This is a genomic window from Pseudomonas sp. 9AZ, assembly GCF_902506525.1.
In the GTDB taxonomy this organism is placed as follows: domain Bacteria; phylum Pseudomonadota; class Gammaproteobacteria; order Pseudomonadales; family Pseudomonadaceae; genus Aquipseudomonas; species Aquipseudomonas peli.
The window spans coordinates 2,032,127-2,059,037 of record NZ_LR733840.1; the positions used below are offsets into that span (position 1 = coordinate 2,032,127).

The window sequence follows — 26,911 nt, forward strand, 5'->3', positions numbered from 1 at the left end:
CAATACAAAAACTGTACAAGATATCCATATTTGTACAGCTTCTAGTCTAGCAGCGCCAATTGTGTCTTGCCCGGGCAATAGACCAGCGCGGCAAATCTGCCGGATCAAAGGTCTTTTCTACACCGACGGCTAACCGCAGAGCGCTGGTTGAGCGTGTGGCTGTGGTGCTCGGTGGCGAATGTGACTCAGCACGACCGCCATGCTTGCTAGGCCCCATGCCTGCGCACAGTAAGGCGCGTTCGCATTGCAACGGCAACAGGCCCTAAACTCTGCCGATCTGTTGAGGAGTCACTATGGATATTTTCGGCATCGCTGCGTTGATCTTTCTGGTCACCGATCCCTTCGGCAATATCGCCATCTTTATCGCCGCATTGAAAAACGTACCGGCCAAACGTCGCCTATGGGTTGCAGCACGTGAGTTGCTGTTTGCGCTGGCGTTGTTGCTGCTGTTTCTTACCTTTGGTGACAAAGTGCTCAGCGCGCTGGGGCTGTCGCGGGAGGCAACTGCGATTGCCGGCGGTATCATCCTGTTTGTGATCGCCATGCGCCTGATCTTCCCCGGCCCGCAAGGGGTATTGGGTGATGTGCCGGATGGCGAGCCCATGCTGGTGCCACTGGCCACTCCGGCGGTTGCCGGACCTTCCGCCTTGGCGGTGTTGATGACCCTGCGCAATACCCACGAGGGTGAGCTTTGGGAGCTCTATGCCGCCGTCGTGTTGGCCTGGGCGGCGACTGCATTCATTTTGCTGCAGGCTTCATGGCTGCAGCGGTTTCTCGGACCTCGCGGGTTGACCGCAGTGGAGCGGTTGATGGGCATGCTGTTGATCATGCTCAGCGTCGATATGCTGCTGGATAACCTGCAAAGCGTGTTGCATATCAGCCCATGAAAGCTCTGTGTTTAAGTATTCTGGTGCTATGGCTGGCCGGCTGTAGCAGTGGCCTGCGCATCGATGATAGCTATACCGCCACCGGGCAGAACAGCCGCGTGCAGTACATCGTGCTGCACTACACCTCTACCGACATGGCGCGCTCGCTGCAATTGCTGACCGAGACCGACGTCAGCAGTCATTACCTGATCGACGAAGCCCCGCCGACCATCTACCGCCTGGTCGACGAGAACCGCCGTGCCTGGCATGCCGGTGACAGCCAGTGGCAGGGGCGGACCTGGCTCAATGGCACCACGATTGGCATCGAGCTGGTTAACCAGGGGTTTTATGACACGCCCAGCGGCCGTTACTGGCAGCCCTTTGCTCCGGCGCAGATCGACGCGCTGATCGAGCTGCTTAAAGACATCATGCAACGCCACCAACTGCCGCCTGGCAGCATCCTGGCGCACAGTGATGTCGCGCCGCAGCGCAAGGTTGACCCCGGTCCGCTGTTCCCCTGGAAACGCTTGGCCGATGCCGGTCTGATGCCTTGGCCGGATGCCAAGGCTGTGGCGCGTCAGCAGGCGCTGTTCAGCGCCAGTCTGCCAAGCGTGCAATGGTTTCAAGAGCAATTGATGCGGCAGGGCTACGCGGTGCCGCTGAATGGTGAGCTGGATCAAGCCACGCGCAATGTCATCGCGGCCTTTCAGATGAAATACCGCCCGGCACGTTATGACGGCGAGCCGGATGCCCAGACGGCAGCGCTGCTGGTGGTACTGGCCGCAATGCTCTAAACCGAGGCCCGCAGCGTTGGTGATAAACGACCGCCGAAACAACGTGTGTTTCGGCGGTTTTTTATGTGTGCATGTTCTTTTCTAGACTGTGTATTCGATAATCGTTCTGCCGATGCTCTTTTGTCTAAAAATGTATACAAAGTTGTAGCCAAGAGCTTTTTGGTTTGTCTACATTAGCCGGACAAGAACAACAGCGAGTAACTCAGCATGACGACTTCACCTGTTACGCCGTCCTCCGCGCAGCGTCCGGAAGACGAAAACCTCGGTATCGGTGCCAACCTCGCCTATGGCCTGCAGCATGTGCTGACCATGTACGGCGGGATTGTCGCGGTTCCGTTGATTGTCGGTCAGGCGGCTGGACTGTCGCCGGCGGATATTGGTCTGCTGATTGCCGCCTCATTGTTTGCCGGTGGCCTGGCGACCCTGCTGCAAACCCTCGGCCTGCCGTTCTTCGGCTCGCAGCTGCCGCTGGTGCAGGGCGTGTCCTTTGCCGGTGTGGCGACCATGATCGCGATTATCGGTAGCGATGGTGCCGGCGGTCTCCCGGCAGTGTTCGGCGCGGTAATTGCGGCGTCGCTGATCGGCTTGCTGATCACGCCCGTGTTCTCACGCATCACCAAATTCTTCCCGCCACTGGTCAATGGCATTGTCATCACCATCATTGGCCTGACGCTGATGCCGGTGGCGGCGCGCTGGGCCATGGGCGGCAACAGTGCCGCGGTGGATTTCGGTAGCATGGCCAATATCGGTCTGGCCGCGCTGACCCTGGTTACCGTGCTGCTGTTGAGCAAACTGGGCAGTTCGAGCATCTCGCGCCTGTCGATCCTGCTGGCCATGGTCATCGGCACCCTGGTGGCCGTGGCCCTGGGTATGGCGGATTTTTCCAAGGTGACTGAAGGGCCGATGGTGGCGCTGCCCAGTCCGTTCCATTTCGGCATGCCGACCTTCCATGTCGCGGCCATCATTTCGATGCTGATCGTGATCATCGTCACCCTGGTGGAAACTTCGGCGGACATCCTTGCGGTCGGTGACATCATCGAAACCAAGGTCGACTCCAAGCGCCTCGGCAACGGCCTGCGTGCGGACATGATCTCCAGCGTGTTTGCACCGATCTTTGGCTCGTTCACCCAGAGTGCCTTTGCCCAGAACGTCGGCCTGGTGGCGGTGACCGGGGTGAAGAGTCGCTATGTGGTGGCCTCGGCCGGCTTGATTCTGGTGACCCTCGGCCTGCTGCCGGTGATGGGCCGTCTGGTCGCTGCCGTGCCCACGGCGGTGCTCGGCGGTGCTGGCGTGGTGCTGTTCGGCACCGTGGCGGCCAGCGGTATCCGTACCCTGTCCAAAGTTGATTACCGCAACAACATGAACCTGATCATCGTCGCCACATCGATCGGTTTCGGCATGATCCCGATTGCTGCGCCGACCTTCTACCACCACTTCCCGGCCTGGTTCGAAACCATTTTCCATTCGGGCATCAGTTCGGCGGCGATCATGGCGATTGTGCTCAACCTGGCCTTCAACCACTTCAAAACCGGCAACTCGGACCAGCAATCGGTCTTCGTGGCCGGCCACGAGCGCACCCTGCGTTACCAGGACATTGCCGCACTGAACGATGGCGATTACTTCAAAGGCGGCAAGCTGTTCGATGCCGAAGGCAAGGAAGTGCCGCTGATCAAGGAAGCGTCAGGGCACTAGCCGGGCTTGCCACCACGCGTTTAACGCGGCGTGGTGGCGATCAGGCGTGAGTCGGCCAGAGCGGCCGTGCGGTGTTCGGTGGCCGCGCGGTACTCCGGGTCGGCAAGCATGCTGAGAAAGGCCGCCTTGGAGGGGTAGCGTACCAACAGCAGTTCATCCCACTGTTCACCCTCCGGGGCAATCAGGGCCGCTTGTGCGGCGGCCATGACCTGCACCTCACCCCCCACCCCGCGCACTTTGCGCAGCGCCTTTTGGCTGTAGCGTGCATAGGCTTCGCGCCCGCTGCAGGGAGTATGGCTGCTGCCGCTGGAGTAGCTGGCCTGGGACTGAAAGCGCAGCAGGTTGAGCATCAGCAATGGCGTATCGTCGGCTACTGCAGCGCTAAAGGCAGCCAGTTGGGCAGGGCTGGGGTTGATGCTGGGCATGACAGCGATCCTCATGTGTGGAGCGCCCAGTGTCGGCCTGCGTAGGCTCACAGGCAATCTGCATCAGCCAGGCTGATTGCCTGTAATCGAAGCCTTAAACCGGCAACGCCACATAAAACTGCGCACCCTGACCGGCGCGTGAATGCACGCCGATCTGTCCGCCATGCAGCTGGATGATTTCCTTGCACAGCGCCAGGCCGAGGCCGGCGCCGCCTTTCTTGCGGCTGACCTGCACGAAGGGCTCGAAGATTCGCGCCTGCTGGCGATAGGGAATGCCCTCGCCGTTGTCTTCCACACTGAGCACCACCCGATCATCCTGCTGCCGTGCCTGCAGACGGATGTGCCCGCCGGGGTGGCTGTGGCGCAGGGCGTTGCCGATCAGGTTATCGAGCACCCGCTCGATCTGCAGCGGATCGATCTGCACGTCCGGCAGATCGCCGTGCACTTCACAGGCCAGGCTGATCTGCAGCTCGTCGGCCTGGGTGGTGAAGCGTTGCTGGGTCTGTTGCAGCAGCGTGCCTAGGGCACAGGTAGAAAGCTCCAGGGTCTGCAGGCCATTCTGGTAGCGCGAGAAATTCAGCAGATCGTTGATCAGGCGCAGCAGGCGGTGCATCTCCTCATCCACGGTATTCAGTAGGTCGGCTTCACGGGATTCTGCGGCAAACTGCAGGCGCTCCTGCAGCAGGCCGAACGCCATCAGCATGCCGGTCACCGGCGTACGCAGTTCATGCGAGGCGCGCAGCACGAACTCGCTGCGCACCCGTTCAAAGGCGCGCTGCTCGGTCACATCGCGCAGCACCATCACCGCGCACATAAAGCGCCCTTCGCTGTGATGGACGCCAGACAGGCTGTAGGCCAGCACACGTTGCTCGCCATCGACCTCGGTCTGCACATCGTCCAGCACCTCATCCAGGCTTTCGCCCTGCAGCACCTTGTGCAACTGCTCGGCCAGATCGGCGCGATTCAGGGCCACGTCGAGGGTCTGCCCGAGCTGCTCGGCACCCCAGCCCAACTGGCGCAGGGCCACCGGGTTGACGTGCTCGACCCGGCCGGCGCAATCGAAGATCAGCAGGCCGTCGTCGATGCTGTCGAGCACCGCTTGCAGGCGCTGTTGCTCGGCCTGCAGGGCGGCCACATCGCTGCTCTTGAACTCGCGCAGGGCCTCGGCCATCAGGCCAAAACGCTGACTCAGGGCAGACATTTCCGCCACCGGGGTCAGCGGCAGAGTGACCTGGAAATCGCCCTTGCCGATCTGGTCGGCGGCGCGCGCCAGCGCCTCAATGGGCCGGCCGAAACGTTGGGCGATGTTGTGCGCGGTGACAAAACCGATCACCAGTACGGCCATGCAGATCAGTCCGAGCAGGCCGGCGATCAGCCAGGCACGCTCGCGTGCGCGGGTTTCTTCGAGCGCGGCGGCGTCGACGTAACGCGTTTGCACCGCGTTGATGCGGTCGCGCAGGGCCTCAATGGCCAGGCCGAAGCTGTCATTGCTAAGCAGCTCACGGCGCACGGTCAAGGGCTTGGCTAGCAGGTCATCGAAGCTGGCGTAGGCGCGCTCAATTTCGGCAACCGCCTGACGGTCGCTGTCATCGGTGGCGCTTTCGGCGGCGCGCTGTAGCCAGAGCTTGAACTGCTCATCGGAGGCTTTCAGTGCCTCACGGTCGAGGTCTTCGGCGAGCAGCAGAATCACCTGTTTGCCCAGCTCCTGACGCAGGCCCAGGCTGGCATCGATGATCTGCAGGTTGCGGGTCATCGCCTGGCTCTGCACCTGGGTCAGCTGTAGCACGCTGAACATCCCCAATAACAACCCGACCAAGGCGACGGTGAGCAGCGCACTGCTGCTGATAAACAGCCGGCTGCGCAGGTTCACAGGCTGAGCTGCTTGCGTTTGCGGTATAGGGTCGAGGCATCGATGCCGAGGGTTTTTGCCGCCTGGTCGAGGCTTTCGCTGTTGGCCATCACGGCGCTGATGTGGGCTTTTTCCAGGGCTTCAAGGCTCAGCTGGTCACCGATTTGTGGTGCACATGGGTTGGCCTGGGCGTTGAGCCCGAGGTGGCTGACCTGCACCAGTTCTTCGCTGCAGATGATGCTGGCGCGCTCAATCACGTTGCGCAGCTCGCGGATATTGCCCGGCCAGGCGTAGGTGAGCAGCGCCTCGCGCGCTTCCTCGCTGAAGTTGCGTGCCGGCCGCGCGTACTCGACGACAAAGCGCGCCAGAAAACGCTCGGCCAGGTCGAGGATGTCCTCGCGGCGCTCGCGCAACGGCGGCAGGGTCAGGGTAATGACGTTGAGGCGATACAGCAGGTCTTCACGGAAGCGCCCTTGCTGGACCATTTCATCCAGGTTGAGGTTAGTGGCCGCGAGAATCCGCACATCGGCCTGACGGGTTACCGGGTCGCCGATGCGCTCGTATTGCTTGTCCTGAATAAAGCGCAGCAGCTTGGGCTGCAGCGCCAATGGGAAGTCACCGATCTCGTCAAGGAACAGGCTGCCGCCATCGGCCTGGTTGACCCGGCCCAGAGTACTCTCGCTGGCACCGGTAAAGGCGCCGCGGTTATGCCCGAATAGCTCGCTTTCCATCAGCTCGGCGCTCAGCGACGGGCAGTTGATGGTGATGCAGGATTTCTTCGCACGCTTGCTCCAGCGGTGAATGGCTTGCGCCAGCTCACCCTTGCCGGTGCCGGACTCGCCGAGAATCAGAATGTTGGCGTCGGTATCAGCCACCTGCTTGGCTGTTTGCAGCACCGCCATCAGCGCCGGGCTCTGCGAGTCGAGGCCATCGCCGGGCTTGCGCGCATAGCCTTCCAGACGCTCCAGGCGTTCAACCAGTTGGCGCGCTTCCAGCTGTTTGGCGGCGGCCAGGCGTAGCTGCTCCGGGCTGCAGGGCTTGACCAGATAATCCGCCGCGCCGGCTTGAATGGCATCCACCGCAGTGTCTACCGCCGAGTGCGCGGTGACGATCACTACACGCATCCAGGGCGCCTGCAGACGCATCTGCGCCAGCACCTCCAGGCCGTCGTCTGCGCCCAGGCGCAGATCGAGAAAGCACAGATCGAATACCTGCCGCAGCAGCAGGGCATCGGCCTGTGCCGCGCTGCTCGCGGTACTCACCTGATAACCCTGATCTTCCAGGCAGTAGCGGAAGGTGCGCAGGATGGCGGTCTCGTCATCCACCAGCAAAATGCGCCCCAGGCTGTGTTCTTCCGTGCTTGCGTGCATAGCCATCTCCTTCTTATCCCGCACGCAGTCATTGCGTGCACAGGGTTAGTCCGCGGCGCGTCGTGCAAGTTGCACGGCTGTTCTGTGGCGATCATGCAAGCTGCAAGCTTTGCGTGTGCGCTAATCAAGGTTAAGTAACTGATTTATATGGATTTATTAAGATTAAAAAAGCTGGCATGCGGCTTGCGATCTATCAGTAACGACGGCGACAAACGGCCGTCTGCTTGATCGTTATCCATTGGAGGAACTGCCATGCATCAATTGAAAACTCTGGCCCTGGCCACTGCGACCGCCGGCCTGATCGGTCTGGCGCCTTTCGCTGCCTATGCTGCCGAGGGCGATGCCAGCCGCGAGCTGAGCGAGGCGCGCCAGGAAGGCTCGATCTGGACCGCGTTTGCCCTTAACCGCCACCTCAACCCCTTCACCATCGATGTGGATGTGGAGAACGGCAGCGCCAAGCTGACCGGCAAGGTGGAAACCGATGTTGAGCGTGACCTGGCCGAGCAGATTGCCCTGGGTATCGAAGGGGTGAAGAAGGTCGACAACCAGCTGACCCTCGACCCGGCCTTTGAAGCCAAGGCCAGCGCCGAGCCGAACCTGTCGCAGCGTTTTGACGACGCGACCCTGGTCGCCACGGTGAAATCCAAGCTGCTGTGGAACAGCAATACCGAAGGTCTGGATATCAACGTTAATGCGGACAACGGCAAAGTCAGCCTGACCGGTAACGCGCAGACCGCTGAAGCCAAGGAGCTGGCTGGTCGTTTGGCGGCCAACACCGATGGCGTGCGTGCAGTGAACAATCAGCTCAGCGTCAGCGCCACTGACAGCACCGCTGCCAAGGCGCAGAACGCGGCCGATGACACCGCTGCGGTGATCAGCGATGCGTGGATCACCAGCAAGGTGAAATCCAGCTTTATCTACAGCCGTAACCTCGACGGTCTGGATATTTCCGTCGACACCCAGAAGGGCATGGTCAGCCTCAGCGGCACCGTGCTGAGCAACGCCGAGAAGCAACTGGCGATTGAAACCGCCCGCAATATTCGTGGCGTGCGCGGCGTTGACGCCGATGCTCTGCGCATCGATAGCTAATTCATCCGGGCGGCGGCCATACCGGTCGCGGCCTGTTGTCTGAGGCTGCCTTGGCAGCCAATACAACTCATAGGAGATCCACCATGACTGATAAAACAGAGCAACTTAACGAACTGATCGAAATCACCCGTGACGGCCAGCGCTTCTACCAGCACGCCCACGATGAAGTGAAGGACGTGCGCCTGCAGGTGCTGTTCCGCGACATGTCGCAGAGCAAGAGTGAGCTGATCCGCGCGCTGTCGGTAAAAGTTGCTGCCAACCAGGAAGTCCCGGCCAGCGGCGGCACCTTTGTCGGCAAGCTGCGTCAGGTTTACGCCGATACCAAAGCGACCCTGGTCAGCGACACCGAAGCCACCTACGTGTCGCAGCTGGAAGAAGCCGAAGACCGCATCCTGCATGCCTTCGAGGATGCTCTGGAAAGCGCCGAGCCCGATGTACAGGCTCTACTGACCGCAGAAATGCCGAAAGTGCGCGCCAACCATGACCGCATGCGTACCCTGAAACAGTCCATGCAGTAAGCCCGGTCCGGTGTGGTTTGCGCCACACCGGGTCTTACCGCGCCACGGCGCACACTGAGTAAACAAGGAGTATCGCCATGCTGAGTTGGGCCATTACCTTTCTGATTATCGCCATCATCGCTGCAGTCCTGGGCTTCGGTGGTATCGCCGGCACCGCCACGGGTATCGCGAAAATTCTCTTCGTGGTGTTCCTGGTGATGTTTGTTGTCTCGTTCATCATGGGCCGTCGCCCACGTGGATAGCCGGTCGTTGAAAAACTACCTGCGTTGGCAATACCGCGTTAAAAGCGCCCTAGAAATGCTCATTTACAGCCGTAAACTCCGCTTTCTAGGTCGCTTTGACCAGCCTTCGGCTGTTACTACGTTGCGCCTTGTCTTGCCTGCCTCGCCTACGTTTTTCCAACGACCTTCTAGAGGAGCAACCATGACCATCAAGACGCTGCTTGCCGCCCTGTTGCTGGGCGGCAGTGCGGCGGCTTTGGCCGCGGATACCGATGGCCAATTCCGCCTCAATGAACTGCTCGCCAGTGACCCTGCCTATCAAGAAAGCTGGCAAGAACTGGTGGAAGACGAAAGCCGTTTGCCGGAGTGGGTGATGAACCTCAGCGGCATCGCCAGCCCCATGCAGGGCCTGGATGACGACGGCGACAAGTACCTGGTCGGCCAGCTGTGTGAAGCGCACAACTGCTTCAACCAGCGCCTCTACGTGGCCTTCAGCTGGGACAAGGAGGACGCCTACGCTCTCTATGTGCAACTGCCCGAGGGCCTGCCGACGGACAAGGCACCCAGCCAGCACGCCACCCTGCGCTGGCTCGGCGAACCGGATGAAGCGACTCAGCAGTTGCTTCAAGAGCAACTGAAAAGCGACCCGAATTGGTACTAAGAGTCTATTTACGATCTGCTGCGCGTCGGCCCTGCTGCGTTAAAAACAGGCTCGGTAAGCCGCTTGCGGCTAACGCGCTTTAGCGCGGCCCGGAGGGCGAGTAGAAAGAGTACTGCTCATGTACAACAGTACACTTCGCTTGATTCGCTGCGCTCACCCTACGGGCCAGCCGTTGGCTGTTACTCCGCTGCGCTTCGTTTCTCGCCTGTTTTTGCCTTGCAGGACTCTAGCTCGCAAGCTCGTAAAAAGACTCTCTCCATCTCCTTTGTATAAGCCGCTGTATAAGCCGCGCTATCATCCCGCCCATTGATCTGGGGGAGATACGGCATGCTCAATTGGCTGTGGCTGGGGTTTTTCGTGGTGGCGGCCATTGCCGGTCTGTCGCGCTGGTTGCTCGGTGACGACCCGGCGGTGTTCGCTGCCATGGTCGAAAGCCTGTTTGCCATGGCCAAGCTGTCGGTCGAGGTCATGGTGCTGCTGTTCGGCACCCTGACCCTCTGGCTCGGCCTGCTGCGTATCGCCGAGAAAGCCGGCCTGGTCGATGCCCTGGCACGCATGCTCGGCCCGCTGTTTGCGCGACTGATGCCGGAAGTGCCGCGCGGCCATCCGGCCCTCGGCCTGATCACCATGAACTTCGCCGCCAATGGCCTGGGCCTGGACAACGCCGCCACGCCGATTGGCCTGAAAGCCATGCGCTCCCTGCAGACGCTCAACCCCAGCAGCACCACGGCGAGTAATGCGCAGATCCTGTTTCTGGTGCTTAACGCCTCGTCGCTGACCCTGCTGCCGGTGACCATCTTTATGTACCGCGCCCAGCAGGGTGCGCCTGACCCGACTCTGGTGTTTCTGCCGATCCTGCTGGCCACCAGCGCCTCAACCCTGGTCGGTCTGCTGTCGGTGGCGCTGATGCAGCGCCTGCGCCTGTGGGACCCGGTGGTGCTGGCGTACCTGATCCCCGGCGCGCTGCTGCTGGGCAGCTTTATGGCTGTGCTGGCGACCATGTCCGCCACGGCGCTGGCGGCCCTGTCGTCACTGGCCGGTAACCTCACCCTGTTCGGCATCATCATGCTGTTTCTGCTGCTCGGCGCGCTGAAGAAGGTGGCGGTGTACGAGGAGTTTGTCGAAGGCGCGAAAGAAGGCTTCGACGTGGCCAAAAGCCTGCTGCCCTACTTGGTGGCGATGCTCTGTGCGATTGGCGTATTACGCGCATCTGGCGCCTTGGAATTCGGCCTCGACGGTATTCGCTGGCTGGTCGAGGTGTTCGGTTGGGATACGCGCTTTGTCGAAGCGCTGCCCACCGCGCTGGTCAAACCCTTCTCCGGCAGCGCGGCGCGCGCCATGCTGATCGAAACCATGCAAACCCAGGGCGTCGACAGCTTCGCCGCGCTGGTGGCCGCGACCATCCAGGGCAGCACGGAAACCACCTTCTATGTGCTGGCGGTGTACTTCGGTGCGGTCGGTATCCAGCGTGTGCGCCACGCCGTGGGCTGTGCGCTGCTGGCCGAGTTTGCCGGCGTGGTGGCGGCGATCTTCGTCTGCTACTGGTTCTTCGGCTAGGTGTTCGGCAACGATCTGCTGCGCGTCGGCCCTGCGGCGTTAAAAACAGGCTCGGAAGCCGCTTGCGGCTAACGCGCTTCAGCGCGACCCCGAAGGGGCGAGTGAAACGAGTAATGCTCATGTACAGCTCATTCACTCCGCTTGATTCGCTGCGCTCACCCTACGGGCCAGCCGTTGGCTGTTACTCCGCTGCGCTACGTTTCTCGCCTGTTTTTGCCTTGCAGGACTCTAGCTCGCGAGATCTCAGATTGGTTTAGCCACGTTATTCCTCCACGCGGAAGCGTTGTAGCCGCGTTGGGCTTCGTCGCTGTGCTCCTCAACGCCAACCTACCCGCTACTCCACCACCTTAAACCGAAGCACCCCAATCATCTGCCCGGCTTCGGTCAGCACCTGCACCTGCCAGCGGCCTACGGCGTCGGCGGGGAAGTTCTGTTTGTGGGTCCAGGCGCGGTAGCCTTCCTTGCGCCCGCCGTGAATATCCAGGGCGATGCGCTCGACCTCGCCGCCATCGCGGCGCCAGACGTGATAAATCCGCTCATTCAGCCCACGCGGTGCGTTGATCGCGGTGTAGGCGAACAAGCCCTGACTGCGCAGCTGCGTCACGCTCAGCTCCTTGATGCTCTCGCCCGGCGCGCGGTTTTGGTTGTCGAATTCACTGGTGACCGCCACCTCGGTCAGCCACAAGGTCGCCGGTGGCACCCAGGTGCGCGCCAACCAGCCGCCAGCACCGATGGCCAGGGTCATGCCCACCAACAGCAGGCCACGCCACCAACGGCGCACGGTGATGATCGCGAACAGCGAGGGAAACGACAGCAATACCGCCGCCGCCAGTGCCAGCTGGTAACTCTGCGGAGTGGTCAGTTTGAAGATGATCGGCAGCGCGGTGAGCAGCACCGCGAACAGCGCCAGGGTGTGATAGGCGAGAAACAGCCAGCGCTTGGGCGCCAGCCACTTGTAGTACAGCGGATCAATGATCGAAATCAGCGCCGCGCAAGCCAGTAGGCCGCTGAACAGCAACTGGCCGCTGTTCCAGGTGGTGGTGATAAAGAAGAACGGCAGAACGAAGAACAGGCTCTCCTGGTGGATCATCTGCGTGGCATAGCGCAGCAGCGGCGGCGGTAATTCGAAACCGAACCACTGGGCGATGCGCTCGCGCAGGATGTTTTCCAGAATTAGCCACAACCAGCTGACCAGCATCACCAGCGCCAGCACCTGCGCCAGTCCGGCATGCCGCTCGACCAGCAGAAAGCTCGCCAACCCCGAGGCAAAGCCAAAGATCGCCACCATCCCCGGATTGCGCTGAATCAGGGCGATCAGTTTGAACACCTGTTGTTTCACTGCTTGCATGGGACGTCCGATTACTCCGACCACACGGCCAGACGATTACCACTGGGATCGCTGAACTCGAAGCGTCGCCCGCCGGGGAAGCTGAAAATTTCCTGAGTGATCTGCCCGCCTGCCGCCGCCACCTGGGTGCACACAGCCTGCAGGTCTGTGGCGTAGATCACCACCAGCGGCCCGCTACCCGCTGCGCTGTCAGTGGTAAAGCCACCCGTCATGCGTCCGTCGGTAAAGCTGCTGTAGTGCGGGCCATAGTCGGTAAAGCGCCAGCCAAAGACCTGTTCATAAAAATGCTTGAGCGCCGGCAGGTCGACGGCGGCGAACTCGATGTAGTCGATACGCAGATTCTGTTCGGTTTGGCTCATGGCAGCATACCTGGGGAATGGCGGGGGCGCAGAGCATAGCGCGCCCAGCCGGCCAGGGCACACGCATCTGTCGCCTTTCGCCACGCTGTTTGGCCAGCCTTGCCACTGCCTCCGTGCAACCCGCTGGATAGCCTGCAATGGGGTATCACAGTCTTTAGAAATGCAGCGCTCGCGCCTTTGTGCGGTGCTGGGTACGGAGAGGGAAATGCGTGTCTTGATCACCGGCGCCGCTGGCTATATTGGCCAGCAGCTGCTTAACCAACTGGCCATACAGCACCCGCAGTGGACGCTGATTGCCGCTGATATCCGCCCGCAAAGCCGCGCGGGGCTAAAACTGAATATCGAACCGGTACTGCTTGATATCAGCAACTCAGCCGCCGTGGCGAGTTGTGTCGCCACTTGGCTGCCGCAGGCGATCGTTCACCTGGCCTCGGTGGTCACCCCGCCGCCAGGCATGAGCGAAGAACAGTTGCATGCCATCGATGTCGGCGGCACCCAATCGTTGATCCAGGCGGCTGCGGCCCATGGCGTCGAACAGTTGATCGTTACCAGCTCCGGCGCCGCCTATGGCTATGACCCGCAGAATGCCGAGTGGCTGGATGAAGACCAGCCGCTGCGCGGCCATGCACAGTTCGCCTACGCCAAGCACAAACGTGAAGTGGAGGTGCTGCTGGCCGAGGCCCGCACGCAGCACCCGCACCTCAAGCAGCTGGTGCTGCGCCCCGGCACCATTCTCGGCAAACAGGTGAACAACCAGATCACCGAGCTGTTCAAAAAGCCGTCAGTGCTGGGTATTCGCGGCAGCGATAGCCGCTTCGTATTTATCTGGGATCAGGATGTGGTGGACATCATCTGCCGCGGCCTGCGCCAGCAGAGCGCCGGCATCTTCAACCTGGCTGGCGACGGTGCCCTGTCGCTCAAGGAAATCGCCGAGCTGCTGGGCAAACCCTACCGCCCCTTGCCAGCCTGGCTGATCCGCGCCGCGTTGCGCGTGCTCAAGCCACTGGGCTTAAGCCCCTACGGTCCTGAGCAAGTGGATTTTCTGCGTTATCGCCCGGTGCTGAGTAACCGCCGGCTGAAACAGGACTTCGGCTTTAGCCCGCGCTACAGCTCGCGCGAAGCGTTTCTGGCGTTTTTACGGGCGCAGGGGATTGAAGGGCAGGCTTGATTCTCGCTAGCAACTTGAACACACGTTAGGTTTCTTGAACACATTGGTTGGTATGCAGCGAGCTGTCTTTGCTTAAGCCACCGCCAACCACAAGGGCCGCGCTCAAGATCACGCAATTTTTAATTATGTATTGCCCTTCAAGAGTTAAGGCGTAAGGGAATTTTATAAAGCAGATTTCAGGCAGTACAAATAACGGGAGGATAGTTCCGAACAACTGTAAGAACAGTAGGGTCAGGGCAATTCTCAGGAGGGGTCTAAAAAGCAGGCATATACCGATGGCAATCTCCCAGTACCCCAGGATAGGGATAAAGATGTCGGGAGGAAGCCAGGTTATTGTGTTGGTTATCAGATCATTTACTGGGCTCAAGCCAAGCGGTTTCAGCGCTCCAAGCCAAATAAATATGATTGATAAAGAATACTTCAGTAAAACTTGGCCGTGTTGATGCATCCATTCTGCAGCCATTTTGTCGCACCTTCCGAAGGTGAAGTTTCCTACTTTAAGTTCCATGTTGCTCCCTTGAAGATACTTAATAGATAGTTACTTGGCTTTCTGCCGCGCCCGATACTCGCCTGGCGTTAACCCAGTCCATTGGCGAAACGCGCGAAAGAACACGCTGGGTTCCGAGTAGCCCAGCAGCAGGGCGATTTCTGCGGCGGGTAAGTCGCCGGTGCTCAGGTGTTGTTCGGCCAGTTGCTGGCGGGTGTCGTTAAGCAGTTGCTGGTAGTTGCAGCCTTCATCGGCCAGACGTCGCTGCAGGGTGCGTTCGCTCAGGTGCAGATGGCGCGCCAGTTCGCTGCGGTCCGGCTCGCCGCGCGCCAGTTGTTCGCCGAGTAAAGCCACCACGCGGGCGCTTAGTCCTTCGCTGGGCAGGCGTGCCAGCAGGGCTTCGGCATGCTGGCGCAGCAGGTTTTGCAGCGGCGGGTTGGCCTGGATCAGCGGCGCGCGGGCCAGGCTGCGTGGCAGGACGATGCCGTAATCACTGGCGGCAAATTGCAGCGGGCAGGCGAAAGTCTCGCGGTAGCTGTCCAGCGTCGGCGGCTCGGGGTGAACGAACTGCGCGCGCAGCAGCTGCCAGTTATCCAGCAGCGGATGCAGCATCTGTACCCAGCAGGCCATCAGTGCCAGTACGCGGGTGCGGGTGGCCGGCAGCTCGGGATGCAGCGGGCGGTAGAGCAGTTGCAGCTCCTCGCCTTGCTCACGCAATTGCACCTCGCCGCCCTCACCCACTAGACGCTGATAGCGCAGCCCGGCGGCCAGCGCGTCGCCAAGGGTCGGGCTACTCTGCAACAGGTAACCGAGCACGCTGAACGGGCCAGGGGCGAGGTTGCAGCCCAGGGCCAGGCCGGGTTCGGCATGTTCGATACGGCTGAGGTGTTGCCACAGTTGTTCCTGAGTGGCGAAAGGCACGCGCGCATCGGGGTCGCTGAGTTGGCTGTCGTGCAGTTCGCAGGCGCTCATCAATTGAGCGCGATCAACGCCCAGGCGGCTGGCGGCATGCAGTACCGCCAGGGTGATGCTGGCGCTGACGGAGGTGTGTTGCGAGTCGAGTGTGTGCTTGGGCATGGCTCGATTCTGCCCAAAGCTGTGGCCTGAAGGTAGCGTTAAGACGTCTAGAATCTGTTCCATTCGCGCAGCAGCGAACGAAACGGCAACGACTCTCTCTAACACTTGGTTACCAGGAGCGTCGGTATTACTCCGTGCAACCTGTGGCTGAGCGGTTAGACTCTTGTCCTCCGGGCGCACTCAAAAGGTGCGGCCGGCTCAAAAATAAACAGAAAAGGAGAACTCCCATGAAAGGTAAATCCCTGGCATGGGCCCTGTCGGCTGCACTCGCAGGTATTACCCTGAGCAGCGCCGTACAGGCCGAAGAGAAATTCGTCACCATCGGCACCGGTGGTCAAACCGGCGTTTATTACGTTGCCGGCCAATCGATCTGCCGCTTCCTCAATCGCGGTGCGGCTGAGCACGGCATCAAGTGCAACGCCCCAGCCAGCGGCGGCGGTGTGGCCAACGTCAACGGCATCCGCAGTGGCGAATTCAATTTCGGCATCATGCAGTCGGACCACCAGTTCAAGGCCATGAAGGGCGTTGCGCCGTTCGAGAAAGAAGGCGCCATGGAGGACATCCGTGCGGTGTTCTCGCTGCAGAGTGAGGTGTTCACCATCCTCGCCCGCCGTGATGCCAACATCGCCAGCTTCGATGACCTCAAAGGCAAGCGCGTAAACATCGGCAACCCAGGTTCCGGTCAGCGCGACACCCTGGAAGAGATCATGCAGGTCAAGGGCTGGGATCGCTCCGCCTTCTCCCTGGCCGCCGAGTTGAAGCCAGCTGAGCAGGCTTCTGCCCTGGGCGACAACAATATCGACGCGATGACCTACTTCGTTGGCCACCCGAACGGTGCCATCCAGGAAGCCACCACCACTACCGATGCGGTACTGGTGCCGGTGACCGGTGCGGAAATCGACAAACTGCTGGCTGCGAAGAGCTACTACACCAAGGCTGATATCCCCGGCGGCGTGTACAAGGGCAACGACGCGCCAACCCCGTCGATCGGCGGCAAAGCGGTGCTTTCCACCTCGGCCAAGGCCAGCCCGGAAGTGGTTTACCAGCTGGTTAAATCGGTCTTCGACAACATTGATCGCTTCAAGCGTCTGCACCCTGCATTTGCCGACCTGAAAGAAGCAGACATGATCAAAGTCGGTCTTAGCGCAGAGCTGCACGAAGGTGCCGTGCGCTATTACAAAGAGCGCGGCTGGCTGTAAGCGGCCCACGCTACCCGCCCAAACGGGCTAGTGTATCTAGATAAGCAAACCCGCAGCTGCAAGGCTGCGGGTTTTGCCGTTTCCGTACTCTCGAATGCAGGTTCAACCCATGCATGACAAGCAACTGTCCACCGAAGAACTGATCGCCCAGGATGTCGGTGCGCGTACCCCATTGGGGGCGATGGCCCAGGTAATCACCGGCCTGGCCCTGCTCTGGTCGCTGTTTCAACTGTGGATCGCCTCGCCGCTGCCGTTCGTGTTCGGCATTGGTGTATTCAATGACACCGAAACCCGCTCTATCCACCTGGCGTTTGCCCTGTTGCTGGCGTTTCTCGCCTACCCGGCCTTTCGCAAGTCGCCGCGTGACCGCGTGCCGCTGCTGGATATCGCCCTAGGTCTGGTCGCTGCCGCCAGCGCCGCCTACCTGTTTATTTTCTACCAGCAGTTGGCGTTGCGCCCCGGTAGCCTGACCACTGCGGACATGCTGACCGCGTGCATCGGCATCCCGTTGCTGCTGGAAGCCACCCGCCGAGTGCTCGGCCCGCCACTGGCGATCATCGCCCTGCTGTTCCTCGTCTACAGCTTGGCCGGGCCATATATGCCGGGGATGCTGGCGCACCGTGGGGTCAGCTTCAATGCCATGGCCAACCACCAGTGGATCACCACCGAAGGGGTGTTCGGCATCGCCCTTGGCGTATCCACCAGCTTCGTGTTTCTCTTTGTGCTGTTCGGTGCCTTGCTCGAACGGGCCGGCGCGGGGCATTACTTTATTCAGCTGGCTTTCAGCATGCTTGGTCACTTCCGCGGTGGTCCGGCCAAGGCCGCAGTGGTGGCGTCGGGGCTGACCGGTCTGATCTCCGGCTCGTCGATTGCCAACGTAGTGACCACCGGCACCTTCACCATTCCGATGATGAAGCGCACTGGCTTCTCGGCCGAGAAGGCCGGCGCGGTGGAAGTGGCGTCGTCGGTGAATGGTCAAATCATGCCGCCGGTGATGGGCGCAGCGGCCTTTCTGATGGTCGAGTACATCGGCATGCCCTATGTCGAGATCATCAAGCACGCCTTCCTGCCGGCGGCGATTTCCTATATCGCCCTGCTGTATATCGTCCATCTGGAAGCGCTGAAGCTCGGCCTGCAGCCGGTGGGCGGGCATCAGCCCAAGCCCTGGCTGCGTCGCCTAACCGGCTTCGCCTTTGGTGCGGCGCTGATCAGCGGCCTGTCGCTGGCGGTGTATTACGGCCTTGGCTGGCTCAAGCCGGCGCTGGGTGAATATGCCCTGCCGGGTATCGGCGCGCTGTTGGCGCTGGTCTACCTGGGCCTGCTGAAAATCGCCGCTAGCGTGCCGGTGCTGCCGGCTGAAGACCCAGACGCGCCGCTCGACAAACTGCCGCAAACCCGCGCCGTGCTGCTCTCCGGCCTGCACTTCCTGCTGCCAGTGGTGGTGCTGGTCTGGTGCTTGATGATCGAGCGCCTGTCCCCCGGCCTGTCGGCCTTCTGGGGCAGCGTGATGCTGGTGATCATCCTGCTGACCCAGCGCCCGTTGCTGACCTGGCTGCGCACCGATGGCACGCATGCTCACGGCTCGTTTATGGACGGCGTGATCGACCTGCGTGAAGGCCTGATTGCCGGTGCGCGCAATATGATTGGCATCGGTATTGCCACGGCGGCGGCGGGCATCATCGTCGGCGCGGTGTCGCAAACCGGGGTTGGCCTGGTGTTGGCCGATCTGGTCGAATTGCTGTCGATGGGCAATCTGCTGCTGATGCTGGTGCTGACGGCAATCTTCAGCCTGGTGCTGGGCATGGGCTTGCCGACCACTGCCAACTACATTGTGGTGTCCAGCCTGCTGGTGCCGGTGATCGTCACCCTCGGCCAGCAGAACGGCCTGATCGTGCCGCTGATCGCGGTGCACCTGTTCGTCTTCTACTTCGGCATCATGGCCGACGTGACGCCGCCGGTGGGCCTGGCTTCGTTCGCGGCGGCGGCAGTGTCCAAGGGCGACCCGATCAGTACCGGGATTCAGGCCTTCTACTACAGCCTGCGCACAGCGGTGTTGCCGTTCCTGTTTATCTTCAACACCGACTTGCTGCTGATCGACGTGGATTTCTGGCACGGTGTGCTGATATTTATCATCGCCACCGTTGCCATGCTGATCTTCGCGGCTGGCACTCAGGGTTACTTCCTGGTGCGCAGCCGCTGGTACGAGAACCTGCTGCTGCTGCTGGTGGCCTTCACCCTGTTCCGTCCGGGCTTCTGGATGGACATCGTGCACGACCCTTACCGCGACATCCCGCCCGCGCAACTGGCCCAGGCCCTGGGTGATGTAGCCGATGGCAGCCAGCTGCGTTTGCGCATCAAAGGTGAGGATGCCGTGGGCGATGCCCGCGAATTCAGCCTGCTGCTGCCTGTGCCGGAAGGCGCCACGGGTGAAGAGCGCCTGGAGAAGCTCGGCCTGCTGACCTATGAAGAGGGCGGCAAGGTGCTGGTCGACAGCGTCACCTTCGGCAGCCCAGCAGCCGAAGCCGGCCTGGAGTTCGATCAGGAAATCCTCAAGGTGCGCGCGCCAACGGATCGCTGGACCAAGGAGCTGATGTGGATTCCTGGCTTCCTGGTGTTCGCCCTGGTGGTCTGGTTGCAGCGTCGCCGGCGGGCCAACGGTGCGGCTTGAGTCGAGCCTGACGCCCTACCCGCTGCGCAGCTTGTTGCGCAGCGGATTGTTGATAAGTCTCTGGGGATCAGGCTGTAGGTCTTGTCGCCATTGGCTTTGAGCGGGCTGCGCAGAAACTTGCGCAGCCCTGCGCAACAAGTTGCTCAGCTTTTAGTGATCTGGCGCACAGTGGGTTTGAGTTCGCGCTTTAAAAGATTGCAAGATACTGATTTATAAGGTTTTTATTTAATTGGCATGCTTGTCGCTATATGGGGAGTTCCCGGATCACTGCAGATCCATGACCCAAGGCAAGGAAAGCACTCATGCCAACACCCGCGTATCTGTCCCTCGAAGGCACCAAACAAGGCCTGATCACTGCCGGCACCTTCACCGAAGATTCCGTCGGTAACATCTTCCAGGAAGGTCATGAAGACCAGATCTTGGTTCAAGCCTTCAACCACCAGGTCATCATCCCGCGTGATCCGCAGTCCGGTCAGCCGACTGGCCAGCGCGTCCACAAGCCGCTGATGATCACCAAAGTCTTCGACAAATCCTCGCCGCTGATCTTCAACTCCCTGACCTCCGGTGAGCGTCTGTCCAAGTGCCGTCTGGAGTGGTACCGCACTTCCTCCACCGGTACTCAAGAGCACTACTTCACCATCGAGTTGGAAGATGCCGTGATCGTTGACGTGCAGTCGCGTATGCCGAACTGCCAGGATCCGAACATGTCGCACTTCACTCACCTCGAAGACGTGTACTTCACCTACCGCAAAATCGTCTGGACCCACGAAGTCTCCGGTACTTCCGGTTCCGACGACTGGCGTACCCCGATCTCCGCCTAAGCATTGGCTGAGCTCGCGTAATACCGCTTCGGCCAGGCTTGTCCTGGCCGCTGCGTTTTCAGTGAGACCTGCGTCGCCAAACGCTGACAGGCATCGCGCAAAACCGCGAACAGGCACGGCTGCCAGGCCAGGCCTGGTTTAGAAATGCGCAGTGGTTTGATTCATGGAACGAAACGAGAGGAACAACGAATGTTCGCCGCCGCCAACCAGACTCATTTCAGCCTGACGATCGAAGGTGTAAACCACGACCTGCAGGTGCTCGAATTCAACGGTCGCGAGGCGATCAGTCAGCCCTTCGAGTTCGAACTGGAACTGGTCAGCGAACGTCCTGACCTGGATCTGGAAAGCCTGCTGCATCAGGCCGCTTTTCTTGCGTTCGATCAGGCCGGCCACGGCATTCACGGGCAGATCTACCGCGTCGCTCAGGGCGAATCCGGCAAGCGCCTGACCCGCTACCATGTCACCTTGCGCCCGCAACTGGTGTACCTGGCGCACCGCAGCAACCAACGCATCTTCCAGCACCTGACGGTGGAGAAGATCATTAGCCAAGTGCTGCAAGAGCACGGTATTCAGGCCAATGCCTACCAATTCCAACTCGGCTCGATTTACCCCGAGCGCGAGTACTGCGTGCAGTACGACGAATCCGATCTGCACTTCGTTCAGCGCCTGTGCGAGGAAGAAGGTATTCACTACCACTTCCAGCACAGCGAACAAGGCCATGTACTGACCTTTGGCGACGACCAAACGGTCTTCCCCAAACTGGCGCCAACGGCCTATCAACAAGACAGCGGCCTGGTCGCCGATCAGCCGGTAATCAAGCGCTTCGGCGTGCGCGTGGAAACCCGCTCGAGCCGGGTGACCCGCCGCGATTACGATTTCGAGAAGCCCAAGCTGCTGATGGAGGCGGACGCCAAGAGTGCGTTCAAGCCCGACCTTGAGGATTACGACTACCCCGGCCGCTTTGTCGACCGCGAGCGCGGCAAACACCTGAGCCAGCGCAGCCTCGAACGCCATCGTCACGACTTCGAACTGGCGCAAGGCGACGGCGATCAGCCGCTGCTGGTCAGCGGCCATTTCCTGGCGTTGACCGAGCACCCGCGCGCCAGCTGGAACGACCTCTGGCTGCTCACCGAAATCCACCACGAGGGCAAGCAGCCGCAGGTGCTGGAAGAGTCGGTGACCAGCCACACCGAAGTCAGCGATGGCTTCCAGCAGGGCTACCGCAACCGCTTCACCGCCACGCCCTGGACAGTGTTGTATCGCCCGCCGCTTAACCACCCGAAACCGCGCATCCTCGGCAACCAAAGCGCGGTGGTCACCGGGCCTGCGGGTGAAGAGATTCACTGCGACGAATACGGCCGGATCAAGGTGCAGTTCTTCTGGGACCGCGAAGGCCAAGCCGACGACAAAACCAGCTGCTGGCTGCGCGTGAGTTCAAGCTGGGCCGGCGACCGCTACGGCGGCATCGCCATCCCGCGGGTGGGCATGGAGGTGCTGGTCACCTTCCTCGAAGGCGACCCCGATCAACCGCTGGTCACCGGCTGCCTGTACCACGCTGAACACGTGGTGCCCTACGCCCTGCCGGCGAACAAGACCCGCAGCCTGTTCAAGACCCTCAGCAGCCCCGGCGGTGGCGGCTATAACGAGCTGCGTATCGAAGATAAGAAGGGCGCTGAACAGATCTACATCCACGCCGAGCGCGATTGGGATGAGAACATCGAGCACGACCAGAAAATCCGCATCGGCAACGAACGCCACGACACCGTCGAAGCCAACAGCTACAGCGAATTCAAAGCCGAAGAACACCGCACCACCCACGCGGACCGTAAAAGCGAGATCAAAGCTAACGACCACCTCACCGTCGGCAACAACCAGCACATTAAAATCGGCACCGGCCAATTTATTAACGCAGGCCAAGAGATCCATCTGTCCAGCGGCCAGAAAGTCGTACTCGAAGCCGGCAGCGAACTGACCTTAAAAGCCGCCGGCAGCTTTATCAAACTCGACGCCAGCGGCATCACCATGGTCGGCCCGATCATCAAATTCAACTCCGGCGGCGCGCCGGGGAGTGGCTCTGGGGCTGCGCCGGTATTGCCGGTTATTCCCAAACCCGCAGATACCGCACCTGTGGGTGAAAAGACCGGCCAGGCCAATATCAATCCGTTGCTGCCGCTAGCGAGTCTGGGTGAGCAAGGGCCACAACAACTGATTATCGATGTATGGGGCGACCCCGCCTTCGGTGGCCAAGTACAACTGCTCGACCCGGAAGGTGACGCATGAGTGAGCTAAAGGATCAGCCAATCAAGCAGGGGATCCGCAAACGCGCAGAGTACGACAATACACGCCGTGCTCGGTTGGCTCTGAATATCGAGCGCACTGATGGTGGGATGCTGCAGATTCCTGTCGAACTGGATATGCGCAGCCACGAAGAAGAGCCAGAGATTCAGCAAAATACCTTTCTTGCTGTGGTGCCTATGGCACGTCTGCCGGGTTATGAGAAATACAATGAAGCCCCTAAAGGCGGGCTGCTGCGACCCGGTCGTCTTTACGTTTTCCGCAAGGGCAAGCTGTGGCGTGAGCTGGAAAGTGACGGCAAAGGTCAGCTTTTCGAGGTGGATGTCGCGCACTGGCGTAAAACGGCAAAAAGTGGCGGCAAGGCAGATGAGCGTAAGCCTGTTGGTGCCAGGCAGCATCTGATCCTTGTACCCATGTTGCTGCAAGGGCGTTTTGTGGGTGACCAGCTTGCCATGGCGTACAGCGAATTGCCTTGGACGTGGGAATACATCGAGTGGCTAGAAGCCAGTTCTGGACGAATCAAGCAACGTTGTCAGAGCATCGCCCCTGCTTGGGCTGCTGCTGTTGTAGGTCCTGAGCAATGGAAAGCGACTCAAGCGATGCCAATTATTCAGATCACACGTATTAGCAAAGGTATGTGTGCCCGCGAGTTGCATCTGGAAACCCTGCTTGAAGACCCTCTGCTATTTAATTCCGGCCTCAAGGAGTTACCCGCTACCTCGTTGGTTAAACAGCTTGAGCAGCGACAAAAAGAGTTGGCAGGTTTTATTAAGACCACGCCACCCGCACCTCTGCCCACAATGCCGGCCGGTAAAGACTTGCTGACGGAGTACCAGCTGCGCGGTCATCCGCAACTGGTTGGCGTGATACTCGATGACCCCATTTTTGCCCTACGGCATGTGGTTGCTCAGTCGAGGCTATGTGCTGAGCTGTTGCAAACCCTTAATGCCTTGGTTCCGCACCAGCCTTTTGGCCGTTATGCCGAGGTGCTTTACAGCGAGGCCATGCGGGCAAATGGTCCCCTGCAAGAGTTCAAGGCGCACATTGATATTGCTGCTCTGAAGAAAGCCACCTTGCATGTGGAGCGAGAGCAAGCCCGAGAACAGCTTTATCGCCAACAAGAACGCATGCTGGAGTTGGTTAAACGCTTGCCTGCGGTATGGAATGATTTCCAACACAGCCGTGATGAGCGTCTGCTTGAGCCTTATGCCCAGTTGTGTGAATTACTGGAAGTGCTGAACCGCTCGCCAAAGGGGTGCGATCCACGCTGTATTGAAGCGCAGGATATGAAAGTCAGTGCTGCGGTGGACAAGCTCAGCCGCCAACTGATTGAAGCCACCCACGTGTTGACCAAAGGCTTGTTGGCCAATGTCCAAGGTGAATTACCAGAAACCGCCAAGCGCTTACAGGCACTTGTGGCGAGCGGTATCGCGATAAAACCAGAGCGGCTGGGCTTGAGCGCACTGAGCTTTCTCAACAATGCCTATATTGGCCAGAACCTGCTGTCGTCAGTGGATGAGTTACTTAACCATGTCGCCACGGCCAGTATGCTCGCGGTTAAGCGTATTAGTGAAAGCACTAGCGTTACTCAGGTGCAACTGCACCGTAGCTTTGCGCCGACCTTCGATGTGCTGAACAAACTGCATAGTCGTGCCAAAGGGTTAAAGCTGCTGCCCCAAGGTGAAGCACTCGCCAAGAATATGGTCGTGCTGGGCGTGCATGGCGATGGCTTCAGCTTTGGCATCACGGCTGCCGAACGCGCCACGCTGACCCGCGATAATTATCTCTATGCCAGCTTGGAAGCGAAAAATGGCAAGGTGCAGGTAACAAGCAGCGGCAAGCTAGCGGAGCGCTTGGGCTTTGCCCGTAAAGACCTGGGCCAGGTTATGGTTATCGCCGCCGAGGCTAACGATCCCTTAGTGGCGGACTACAAACAGTGGCGCACCGCTGCAGGTCATCTGGATACGGCCAAGGCTCTCGCTAACAGTAAAACGCTACCCATATTGGCGACTGTGTGTGCAGGGTTTAGTTTGTATGCGAATTTATGGGGAGCAAAAGATTTAGTCAGCCAAAACGAGGAAGGGAGATATTTCCTTGGTGTAGGCGGGGCTTTGGCTGATCTCGGTTTAGCCAGCAATAACGTTGCACTTAAGCTGCTAGCCGATGCCAAGCGTAGCGGCAATCCCTGGCATGTGTTCTGGGAGCGAGGCCGCTTCCAAACCTCAGGCTTTTGGGCTGACAACCTGCTAAAGCGCACCGGCAGCACATGGCTGAATGCGTCACGTGTCGGCTCATTTATCGCAATGGGCATTATTACCGCTGGCTTGTTTGCCTGGGATGCCGGCCGCGCCCTACGTGACGGTGACGACGATGTTGCTGTGGCCAATATGATTGCAGCCAGCGGCTCGGGGATCTGGGCGCTCTATACCATTGGCCTCTTAGCCAGTCCTTGGCTGCTCGGGCTTGGTGTCGGGTTGCTGGTCGCTGGCGTTATCGGCACGGTATTGCTGGCCGATAGTGCAGTGGAGCAGGCCATCAAGCATGGCCCTTTTGGGAAAAAACAGCGTCTATCGCAGATGAGCAGCCCCTTGCAGGCCTACCAGCAACTGCTTGGCGCCTTGGGCGAACCTCGTTTCCATATCCAGCGTTTGCAGCATTGGCAAGATAAGGCCAATACGGCGGACAAGGCTCGCCTGCTCGATGCGCAAACTCAATCGCGAGCCCAATTGGCTCCGCAAGATTGGGTAGTTGAACTCAGCACCCCGTTGCTAGGTCAGTTCCGCAATGGCCTTGACTTCAACCTAATCGCCAGGGAAATCGTGCGCACCCGTGGCCATACCTCGGGTTGGACTTACCGTTACCAGCCTATCCCCAAGGAAAAGCTTGGCGCTGTGGTGCTCGACGGTAATCGCTTGCTTTTTGTACTGCCTGCACAGTTTGCTGTGGCCTCAGTAGATGACCCGCTGCGCTACCGGCAAGCCATCGAATACAGCCTTAAGGTCTGTGGCCAGTTCCATCTGGGAGAAAACATCTGCTACGCAGACGACCCTTTCCCTGGCTATAACCGCATCACCCTACCCCAGCCGAAGCCGCGTAACTGGCAAGTGTTTACAGCTAAGCGACCCGCAGACGGCGACAATGCCGATGACGTAGCCTATTGGCTGATCACCCAAAGGGACTTTGCCAAAGTATGAATGCCCCCGTTAAACCGACAGCGCCTTATGCTGATTCGGCCTACCGCAGCAGTGCCATTCCAGCGCAGCCTCCGCATAAGTGGTCGCAGGATGCCAACCGTACTGGCACCACTCGTACCCAATTGCGCTGGGGGCATTACGCCAACTTAGAGCCGTGGCAGGATGTGGATGCTCAGTTGCAGTCCGGTATGCGTGATTATCTAGACGGGAAAAAAGAAGATGACCTTTATATAAATCAAAAGCGCTGGAACTTCGATAACACCAGTAAATGGATGATTTTGATTCCATATTTAAAATATTCGTTTTTATTTTTCATCCCATGGGTTCTCTGGGGGTTTGTGATTACAGAAGCTCTTGCTGCAGCCATGGCGTGGGCCACAGGAATAAATAGTGTAAATTCTTACGTGGTTATTACTTTTATCTCTCTCATAATAGCTTTCTTCTTTGTAGGTCTTAGTGCCTGGTATATATGGGGGGGAGATAACCCGCGTTATAAAAGATATCTAATCCAAGTCGGCGCCGGCCTTGCCTTAGCTTTGATAGCATCGCTATTTACCTTCCAAAGTACCTCTACTGGTACGAACATGTTCTGGCTCTGCGCATATATGGCCTTTAGCGTCTTTATGGGTCTGATCGGCTGGGATTACTTACAAGACCTCTATTTACGCGTATTCGCTCACGATGGCAGCGGCTTTAACCGCCAGACCGGCATGCTGAGCATCGGCCGGCGCTTTCAAAGGCCCTTTAGCGCCCCCCTCTACGAGTTCGACGCCACCCTGGAGTTTCGCCCCGGCCCCCACGGTAATAGCGGTTTCGCTATCTGGCTGCATCACCGTTACACCTCGGTCGAGGTGTTTCTCGGTGGCAAAATTCAGTCCCTGGGTATGAACCTTGAAGAGGCGCTGGCCTTTTGGGATACCTTGCAACGCTATATGGACGTGACCCAGCCCTTACCCGAACTGCCGATCCTCGAACAGTTCCGCCACCTCGACCCCACCACTGCCGAGCACGACCGGCAGAGCAAGCGCGACCCTCGCCGTTGGCGTGATATGCCTTACAAAGTTTGGGAGCGCCGCGGTCGTGCAGAGATGATGAAACGTAACCGTGAATACAAGTGGCAAGAGCAACCCTGCATTCTCCAATCCAAGATCGACCCGAACCTCAGCATCGAAGTTTATTACCGTCAGCAAGAGGCCAAAGGCATGCAGGCCACCCCCAAGGGCGATGATTTCGATAACGTCCATCGCCGCTGA

Annotated in this window: 22 protein-coding genes; 15 read left to right on the plus strand and 7 right to left on the minus strand. The window is 59.7% G+C overall.

All coding sequences use genetic code 11. The features are described from left to right. The first annotated feature begins 293 nt into the window (after positions 1-293). From ALTER154_RS09485 to ALTER154_RS09495, 3 genes are all read left to right on the plus strand, one after another. Positions 294-887: a MarC family protein gene (locus ALTER154_RS09485; RefSeq protein WP_090254436.1), complete on the plus strand. Its 594-nt coding sequence runs from the start codon at positions 294-296 to the stop codon at positions 885-887. Then, positions 884-1,660 (plus strand): N-acetylmuramoyl-L-alanine amidase, encoded by a 777-nt coding sequence (locus tag ALTER154_RS09490; RefSeq protein WP_160086530.1) that lies wholly within the window; start codon positions 884-886, stop codon positions 1,658-1,660. Before ALTER154_RS09485 ends, ALTER154_RS09490 begins: the two co-directional genes overlap by 4 nt. Before the next feature lie 207 nt (positions 1,661-1,867). Next, positions 1,868-3,352: a nucleobase:cation symporter-2 family protein gene (locus tag ALTER154_RS09495; RefSeq protein WP_160086532.1), complete on the plus strand. Its 1,485-nt coding sequence runs from the start codon at positions 1,868-1,870 to the stop codon at positions 3,350-3,352. Between the two features lie 20 nt (positions 3,353-3,372). On the opposite strand, the gene ALTER154_RS09500 is transcribed toward ALTER154_RS09495, so the two are convergent. From ALTER154_RS09500 to algB, 3 genes are all read right to left on the minus strand, one after another. Continuing rightward, on the minus strand, positions 3,373-3,777 hold the full coding sequence (locus ALTER154_RS09500; protein ID WP_160086534.1) for a DUF1330 domain-containing protein: 405 nt from the start codon (positions 3,775-3,777) through the stop codon (positions 3,373-3,375). A gap of 94 nt (positions 3,778-3,871) precedes the next feature. Beyond that, complete coding sequence (locus tag ALTER154_RS09505; protein WP_256665623.1) at positions 3,872-5,647, minus strand: KinB sensor domain-containing domain; 1,776 nt, start codon at positions 5,645-5,647, stop codon at positions 3,872-3,874. Then, entirely contained in the window at positions 5,644-6,996 is a 1,353-nt protein-coding gene (gene algB / locus ALTER154_RS09510) for a sigma-54-dependent response regulator transcription factor AlgB (protein WP_160086536.1), read from the minus strand. Before algB ends, ALTER154_RS09505 begins: the two co-directional genes overlap by 4 nt. 252 nt (positions 6,997-7,248) lie before the next feature. On the opposite strand from algB, the gene ALTER154_RS09515 reads away from it, so the two are divergent. The 5 genes from ALTER154_RS09515 (at position 7,249) to ALTER154_RS09535 (ending at position 11,042) form a co-directional block, all read left to right on the plus strand. After that, positions 7,249-8,085: a BON domain-containing protein gene (locus ALTER154_RS09515; RefSeq protein WP_090254445.1), complete on the plus strand. Its 837-nt coding sequence runs from the start codon at positions 7,249-7,251 to the stop codon at positions 8,083-8,085. A gap of 83 nt (positions 8,086-8,168) precedes the next feature. Further along, a complete protein-coding gene (locus ALTER154_RS09520; RefSeq protein WP_090254447.1) occupies positions 8,169-8,603 on the plus strand; it encodes a PA2169 family four-helix-bundle protein in 435 nt (144 codons plus the stop codon). A 77-nt stretch (positions 8,604-8,680) separates the two neighbouring features. Beyond that, positions 8,681-8,845 (plus strand): DUF1328 domain-containing protein, encoded by a 165-nt coding sequence (locus ALTER154_RS09525; protein WP_069521449.1) that lies wholly within the window; start codon positions 8,681-8,683, stop codon positions 8,843-8,845. Between the two features lie 181 nt (positions 8,846-9,026). Beyond that, positions 9,027-9,485, plus strand: coding sequence for an inhibitor of vertebrate lysozyme family protein (locus ALTER154_RS09530; RefSeq protein ID WP_160086538.1), 459 nt, complete (start codon positions 9,027-9,029; stop codon positions 9,483-9,485). A 327-nt stretch (positions 9,486-9,812) separates the two neighbouring features. Further along, on the plus strand, positions 9,813-11,042 hold the full coding sequence (locus ALTER154_RS09535) for a nucleoside recognition domain-containing protein (protein WP_160086540.1): 1,230 nt from the start codon (positions 9,813-9,815) through the stop codon (positions 11,040-11,042). Positions 11,043-11,376: 334 nt separating this feature from the next. Here ALTER154_RS09535 and ALTER154_RS09540 read toward each other — a convergent pair whose 3' ends face one another. Next, positions 11,377-12,390: a DUF5924 family protein gene (locus ALTER154_RS09540; protein WP_160086542.1), complete on the minus strand. Its 1,014-nt coding sequence runs from the start codon at positions 12,388-12,390 to the stop codon at positions 11,377-11,379. A gap of 11 nt (positions 12,391-12,401) precedes the next feature. Further along, complete coding sequence (locus tag ALTER154_RS09545; protein ID WP_160086544.1) at positions 12,402-12,749, minus strand: VOC family protein; 348 nt, start codon at positions 12,747-12,749, stop codon at positions 12,402-12,404. Between the two features lie 205 nt (positions 12,750-12,954). Here ALTER154_RS09545 and ALTER154_RS09550 point away from each other — a divergent pair, with 205 nt between their 5' ends. Further along, positions 12,955-13,917 carry an SDR family oxidoreductase gene (locus tag ALTER154_RS09550; protein ID WP_160086546.1) on the plus strand — a complete coding sequence of 321 codons (963 nt, stop codon included), beginning with the start codon at positions 12,955-12,957 and terminating at the stop codon, positions 13,915-13,917. A 25-nt stretch (positions 13,918-13,942) separates the two neighbouring features. Here the strand turns inward: ALTER154_RS09550 and ALTER154_RS09555 are convergent, their stop codons facing one another. Together ALTER154_RS09555 and ALTER154_RS09560 are read right to left on the minus strand one after the other, a co-directional pair. Next, positions 13,943-14,425 carry a hypothetical protein gene (locus tag ALTER154_RS09555; protein ID WP_160086548.1) on the minus strand — a complete coding sequence of 161 codons (483 nt, stop codon included), beginning with the start codon at positions 14,423-14,425 and terminating at the stop codon, positions 13,943-13,945. 30 nt (positions 14,426-14,455) lie between these two features. Then, entirely contained in the window at positions 14,456-15,481 is a 1,026-nt protein-coding gene (locus ALTER154_RS09560) for an AraC family transcriptional regulator (RefSeq protein ID WP_160086550.1), read from the minus strand. Positions 15,482-15,708: 227 nt separating this feature from the next. Here ALTER154_RS09560 and ALTER154_RS09565 point away from each other — a divergent pair, with 227 nt between their 5' ends. The 6 genes from ALTER154_RS09565 to ALTER154_RS21000 all read left to right on the plus strand — a co-directional run bounded on the left by ALTER154_RS09565 (position 15,709) and on the right by ALTER154_RS21000 (position 26,911). Continuing rightward, a complete protein-coding gene (locus ALTER154_RS09565; protein WP_160086552.1) occupies positions 15,709-16,680 on the plus strand; it encodes a TAXI family TRAP transporter solute-binding subunit in 972 nt (323 codons plus the stop codon). Positions 16,681-16,789: 109 nt separating this feature from the next. Further along, positions 16,790-19,348, plus strand: a complete 2,559-nt coding sequence (locus tag ALTER154_RS09570; protein WP_160086554.1) for a TRAP transporter permease — start codon at positions 16,790-16,792, stop codon at positions 19,346-19,348. Positions 19,349-19,650: 302 nt separating this feature from the next. Next, on the plus strand, positions 19,651-20,169 hold the full coding sequence (locus ALTER154_RS09575; RefSeq protein WP_108490538.1) for an Hcp family type VI secretion system effector: 519 nt from the start codon (positions 19,651-19,653) through the stop codon (positions 20,167-20,169). A gap of 189 nt (positions 20,170-20,358) precedes the next feature. Next, on the plus strand, positions 20,359-22,449 hold the full coding sequence (gene tssI, locus ALTER154_RS09580; RefSeq protein ID WP_160086556.1) for a type VI secretion system tip protein TssI/VgrG: 2,091 nt from the start codon (positions 20,359-20,361) through the stop codon (positions 22,447-22,449). Further along, a complete protein-coding gene (locus ALTER154_RS09585) occupies positions 22,446-25,658 on the plus strand; it encodes a hypothetical protein (RefSeq protein WP_160086558.1) in 3,213 nt (1,070 codons plus the stop codon). Before tssI ends, ALTER154_RS09585 begins: the two co-directional genes overlap by 4 nt. Then, a complete protein-coding gene (locus tag ALTER154_RS21000; RefSeq protein ID WP_256665624.1) occupies positions 25,655-26,911 on the plus strand; it encodes a hypothetical protein in 1,257 nt (418 codons plus the stop codon). The genes ALTER154_RS09585 and ALTER154_RS21000 overlap by 4 nt, the downstream gene beginning before the upstream one ends.

Excerpts from the sequence above, each read along its gene's own strand:
- ALTER154_RS09485 (WP_090254436.1), top strand. The coding sequence starts at position 294 with ATGGATATTTTCGGCATCGCTGCGTTGATCTTTCTGGTCACCGATCCC.
- ALTER154_RS09490 (WP_160086530.1), top strand. The coding sequence starts at position 884 with ATGAAAGCTCTGTGTTTAAGTATTCTGGTGCTATGGCTGGCCGGCTGT.
- ALTER154_RS09495 (WP_160086532.1), top strand. The coding sequence starts at position 1,868 with ATGACGACTTCACCTGTTACGCCGTCCTCCGCGCAGCGTCCGGAAGAC.
- ALTER154_RS09500 (WP_160086534.1), bottom strand. The coding sequence starts at position 3,777 with ATGCCCAGCATCAACCCCAGCCCTGCCCAACTGGCTGCCTTTAGCGCT.
- algB (WP_160086536.1), bottom strand. The coding sequence starts at position 6,996 with ATGCACGCAAGCACGGAAGAACACAGCCTGGGGCGCATTTTGCTGGTG.
- ALTER154_RS09515 (WP_090254445.1), top strand. The coding sequence starts at position 7,249 with ATGCATCAATTGAAAACTCTGGCCCTGGCCACTGCGACCGCCGGCCTG.
- ALTER154_RS09520 (WP_090254447.1), top strand. The coding sequence starts at position 8,169 with ATGACTGATAAAACAGAGCAACTTAACGAACTGATCGAAATCACCCGT.
- ALTER154_RS09525 (WP_069521449.1), top strand. The coding sequence starts at position 8,681 with ATGCTGAGTTGGGCCATTACCTTTCTGATTATCGCCATCATCGCTGCA.
- ALTER154_RS09530 (WP_160086538.1), top strand. The coding sequence starts at position 9,027 with ATGACCATCAAGACGCTGCTTGCCGCCCTGTTGCTGGGCGGCAGTGCG.
- ALTER154_RS09535 (WP_160086540.1), top strand. The coding sequence starts at position 9,813 with ATGCTCAATTGGCTGTGGCTGGGGTTTTTCGTGGTGGCGGCCATTGCC.
- ALTER154_RS09540 (WP_160086542.1), bottom strand. The coding sequence starts at position 12,390 with ATGCAAGCAGTGAAACAACAGGTGTTCAAACTGATCGCCCTGATTCAG.
- ALTER154_RS09545 (WP_160086544.1), bottom strand. The coding sequence starts at position 12,749 with ATGAGCCAAACCGAACAGAATCTGCGTATCGACTACATCGAGTTCGCC.
- ALTER154_RS09550 (WP_160086546.1), top strand. The coding sequence starts at position 12,955 with ATGCGTGTCTTGATCACCGGCGCCGCTGGCTATATTGGCCAGCAGCTG.
- ALTER154_RS09555 (WP_160086548.1), bottom strand. The coding sequence starts at position 14,425 with ATGGAACTTAAAGTAGGAAACTTCACCTTCGGAAGGTGCGACAAAATG.
- ALTER154_RS09560 (WP_160086550.1), bottom strand. The coding sequence starts at position 15,481 with ATGCCCAAGCACACACTCGACTCGCAACACACCTCCGTCAGCGCCAGC.
- ALTER154_RS09565 (WP_160086552.1), top strand. The coding sequence starts at position 15,709 with ATGAAAGGTAAATCCCTGGCATGGGCCCTGTCGGCTGCACTCGCAGGT.
- ALTER154_RS09570 (WP_160086554.1), top strand. The coding sequence starts at position 16,790 with ATGCATGACAAGCAACTGTCCACCGAAGAACTGATCGCCCAGGATGTC.
- ALTER154_RS09575 (WP_108490538.1), top strand. The coding sequence starts at position 19,651 with ATGCCAACACCCGCGTATCTGTCCCTCGAAGGCACCAAACAAGGCCTG.
- tssI (WP_160086556.1), top strand. The coding sequence starts at position 20,359 with ATGTTCGCCGCCGCCAACCAGACTCATTTCAGCCTGACGATCGAAGGT.
- ALTER154_RS09585 (WP_160086558.1), top strand. The coding sequence starts at position 22,446 with ATGAGTGAGCTAAAGGATCAGCCAATCAAGCAGGGGATCCGCAAACGC.
- ALTER154_RS21000 (WP_256665624.1), top strand. The coding sequence starts at position 25,655 with ATGAATGCCCCCGTTAAACCGACAGCGCCTTATGCTGATTCGGCCTAC.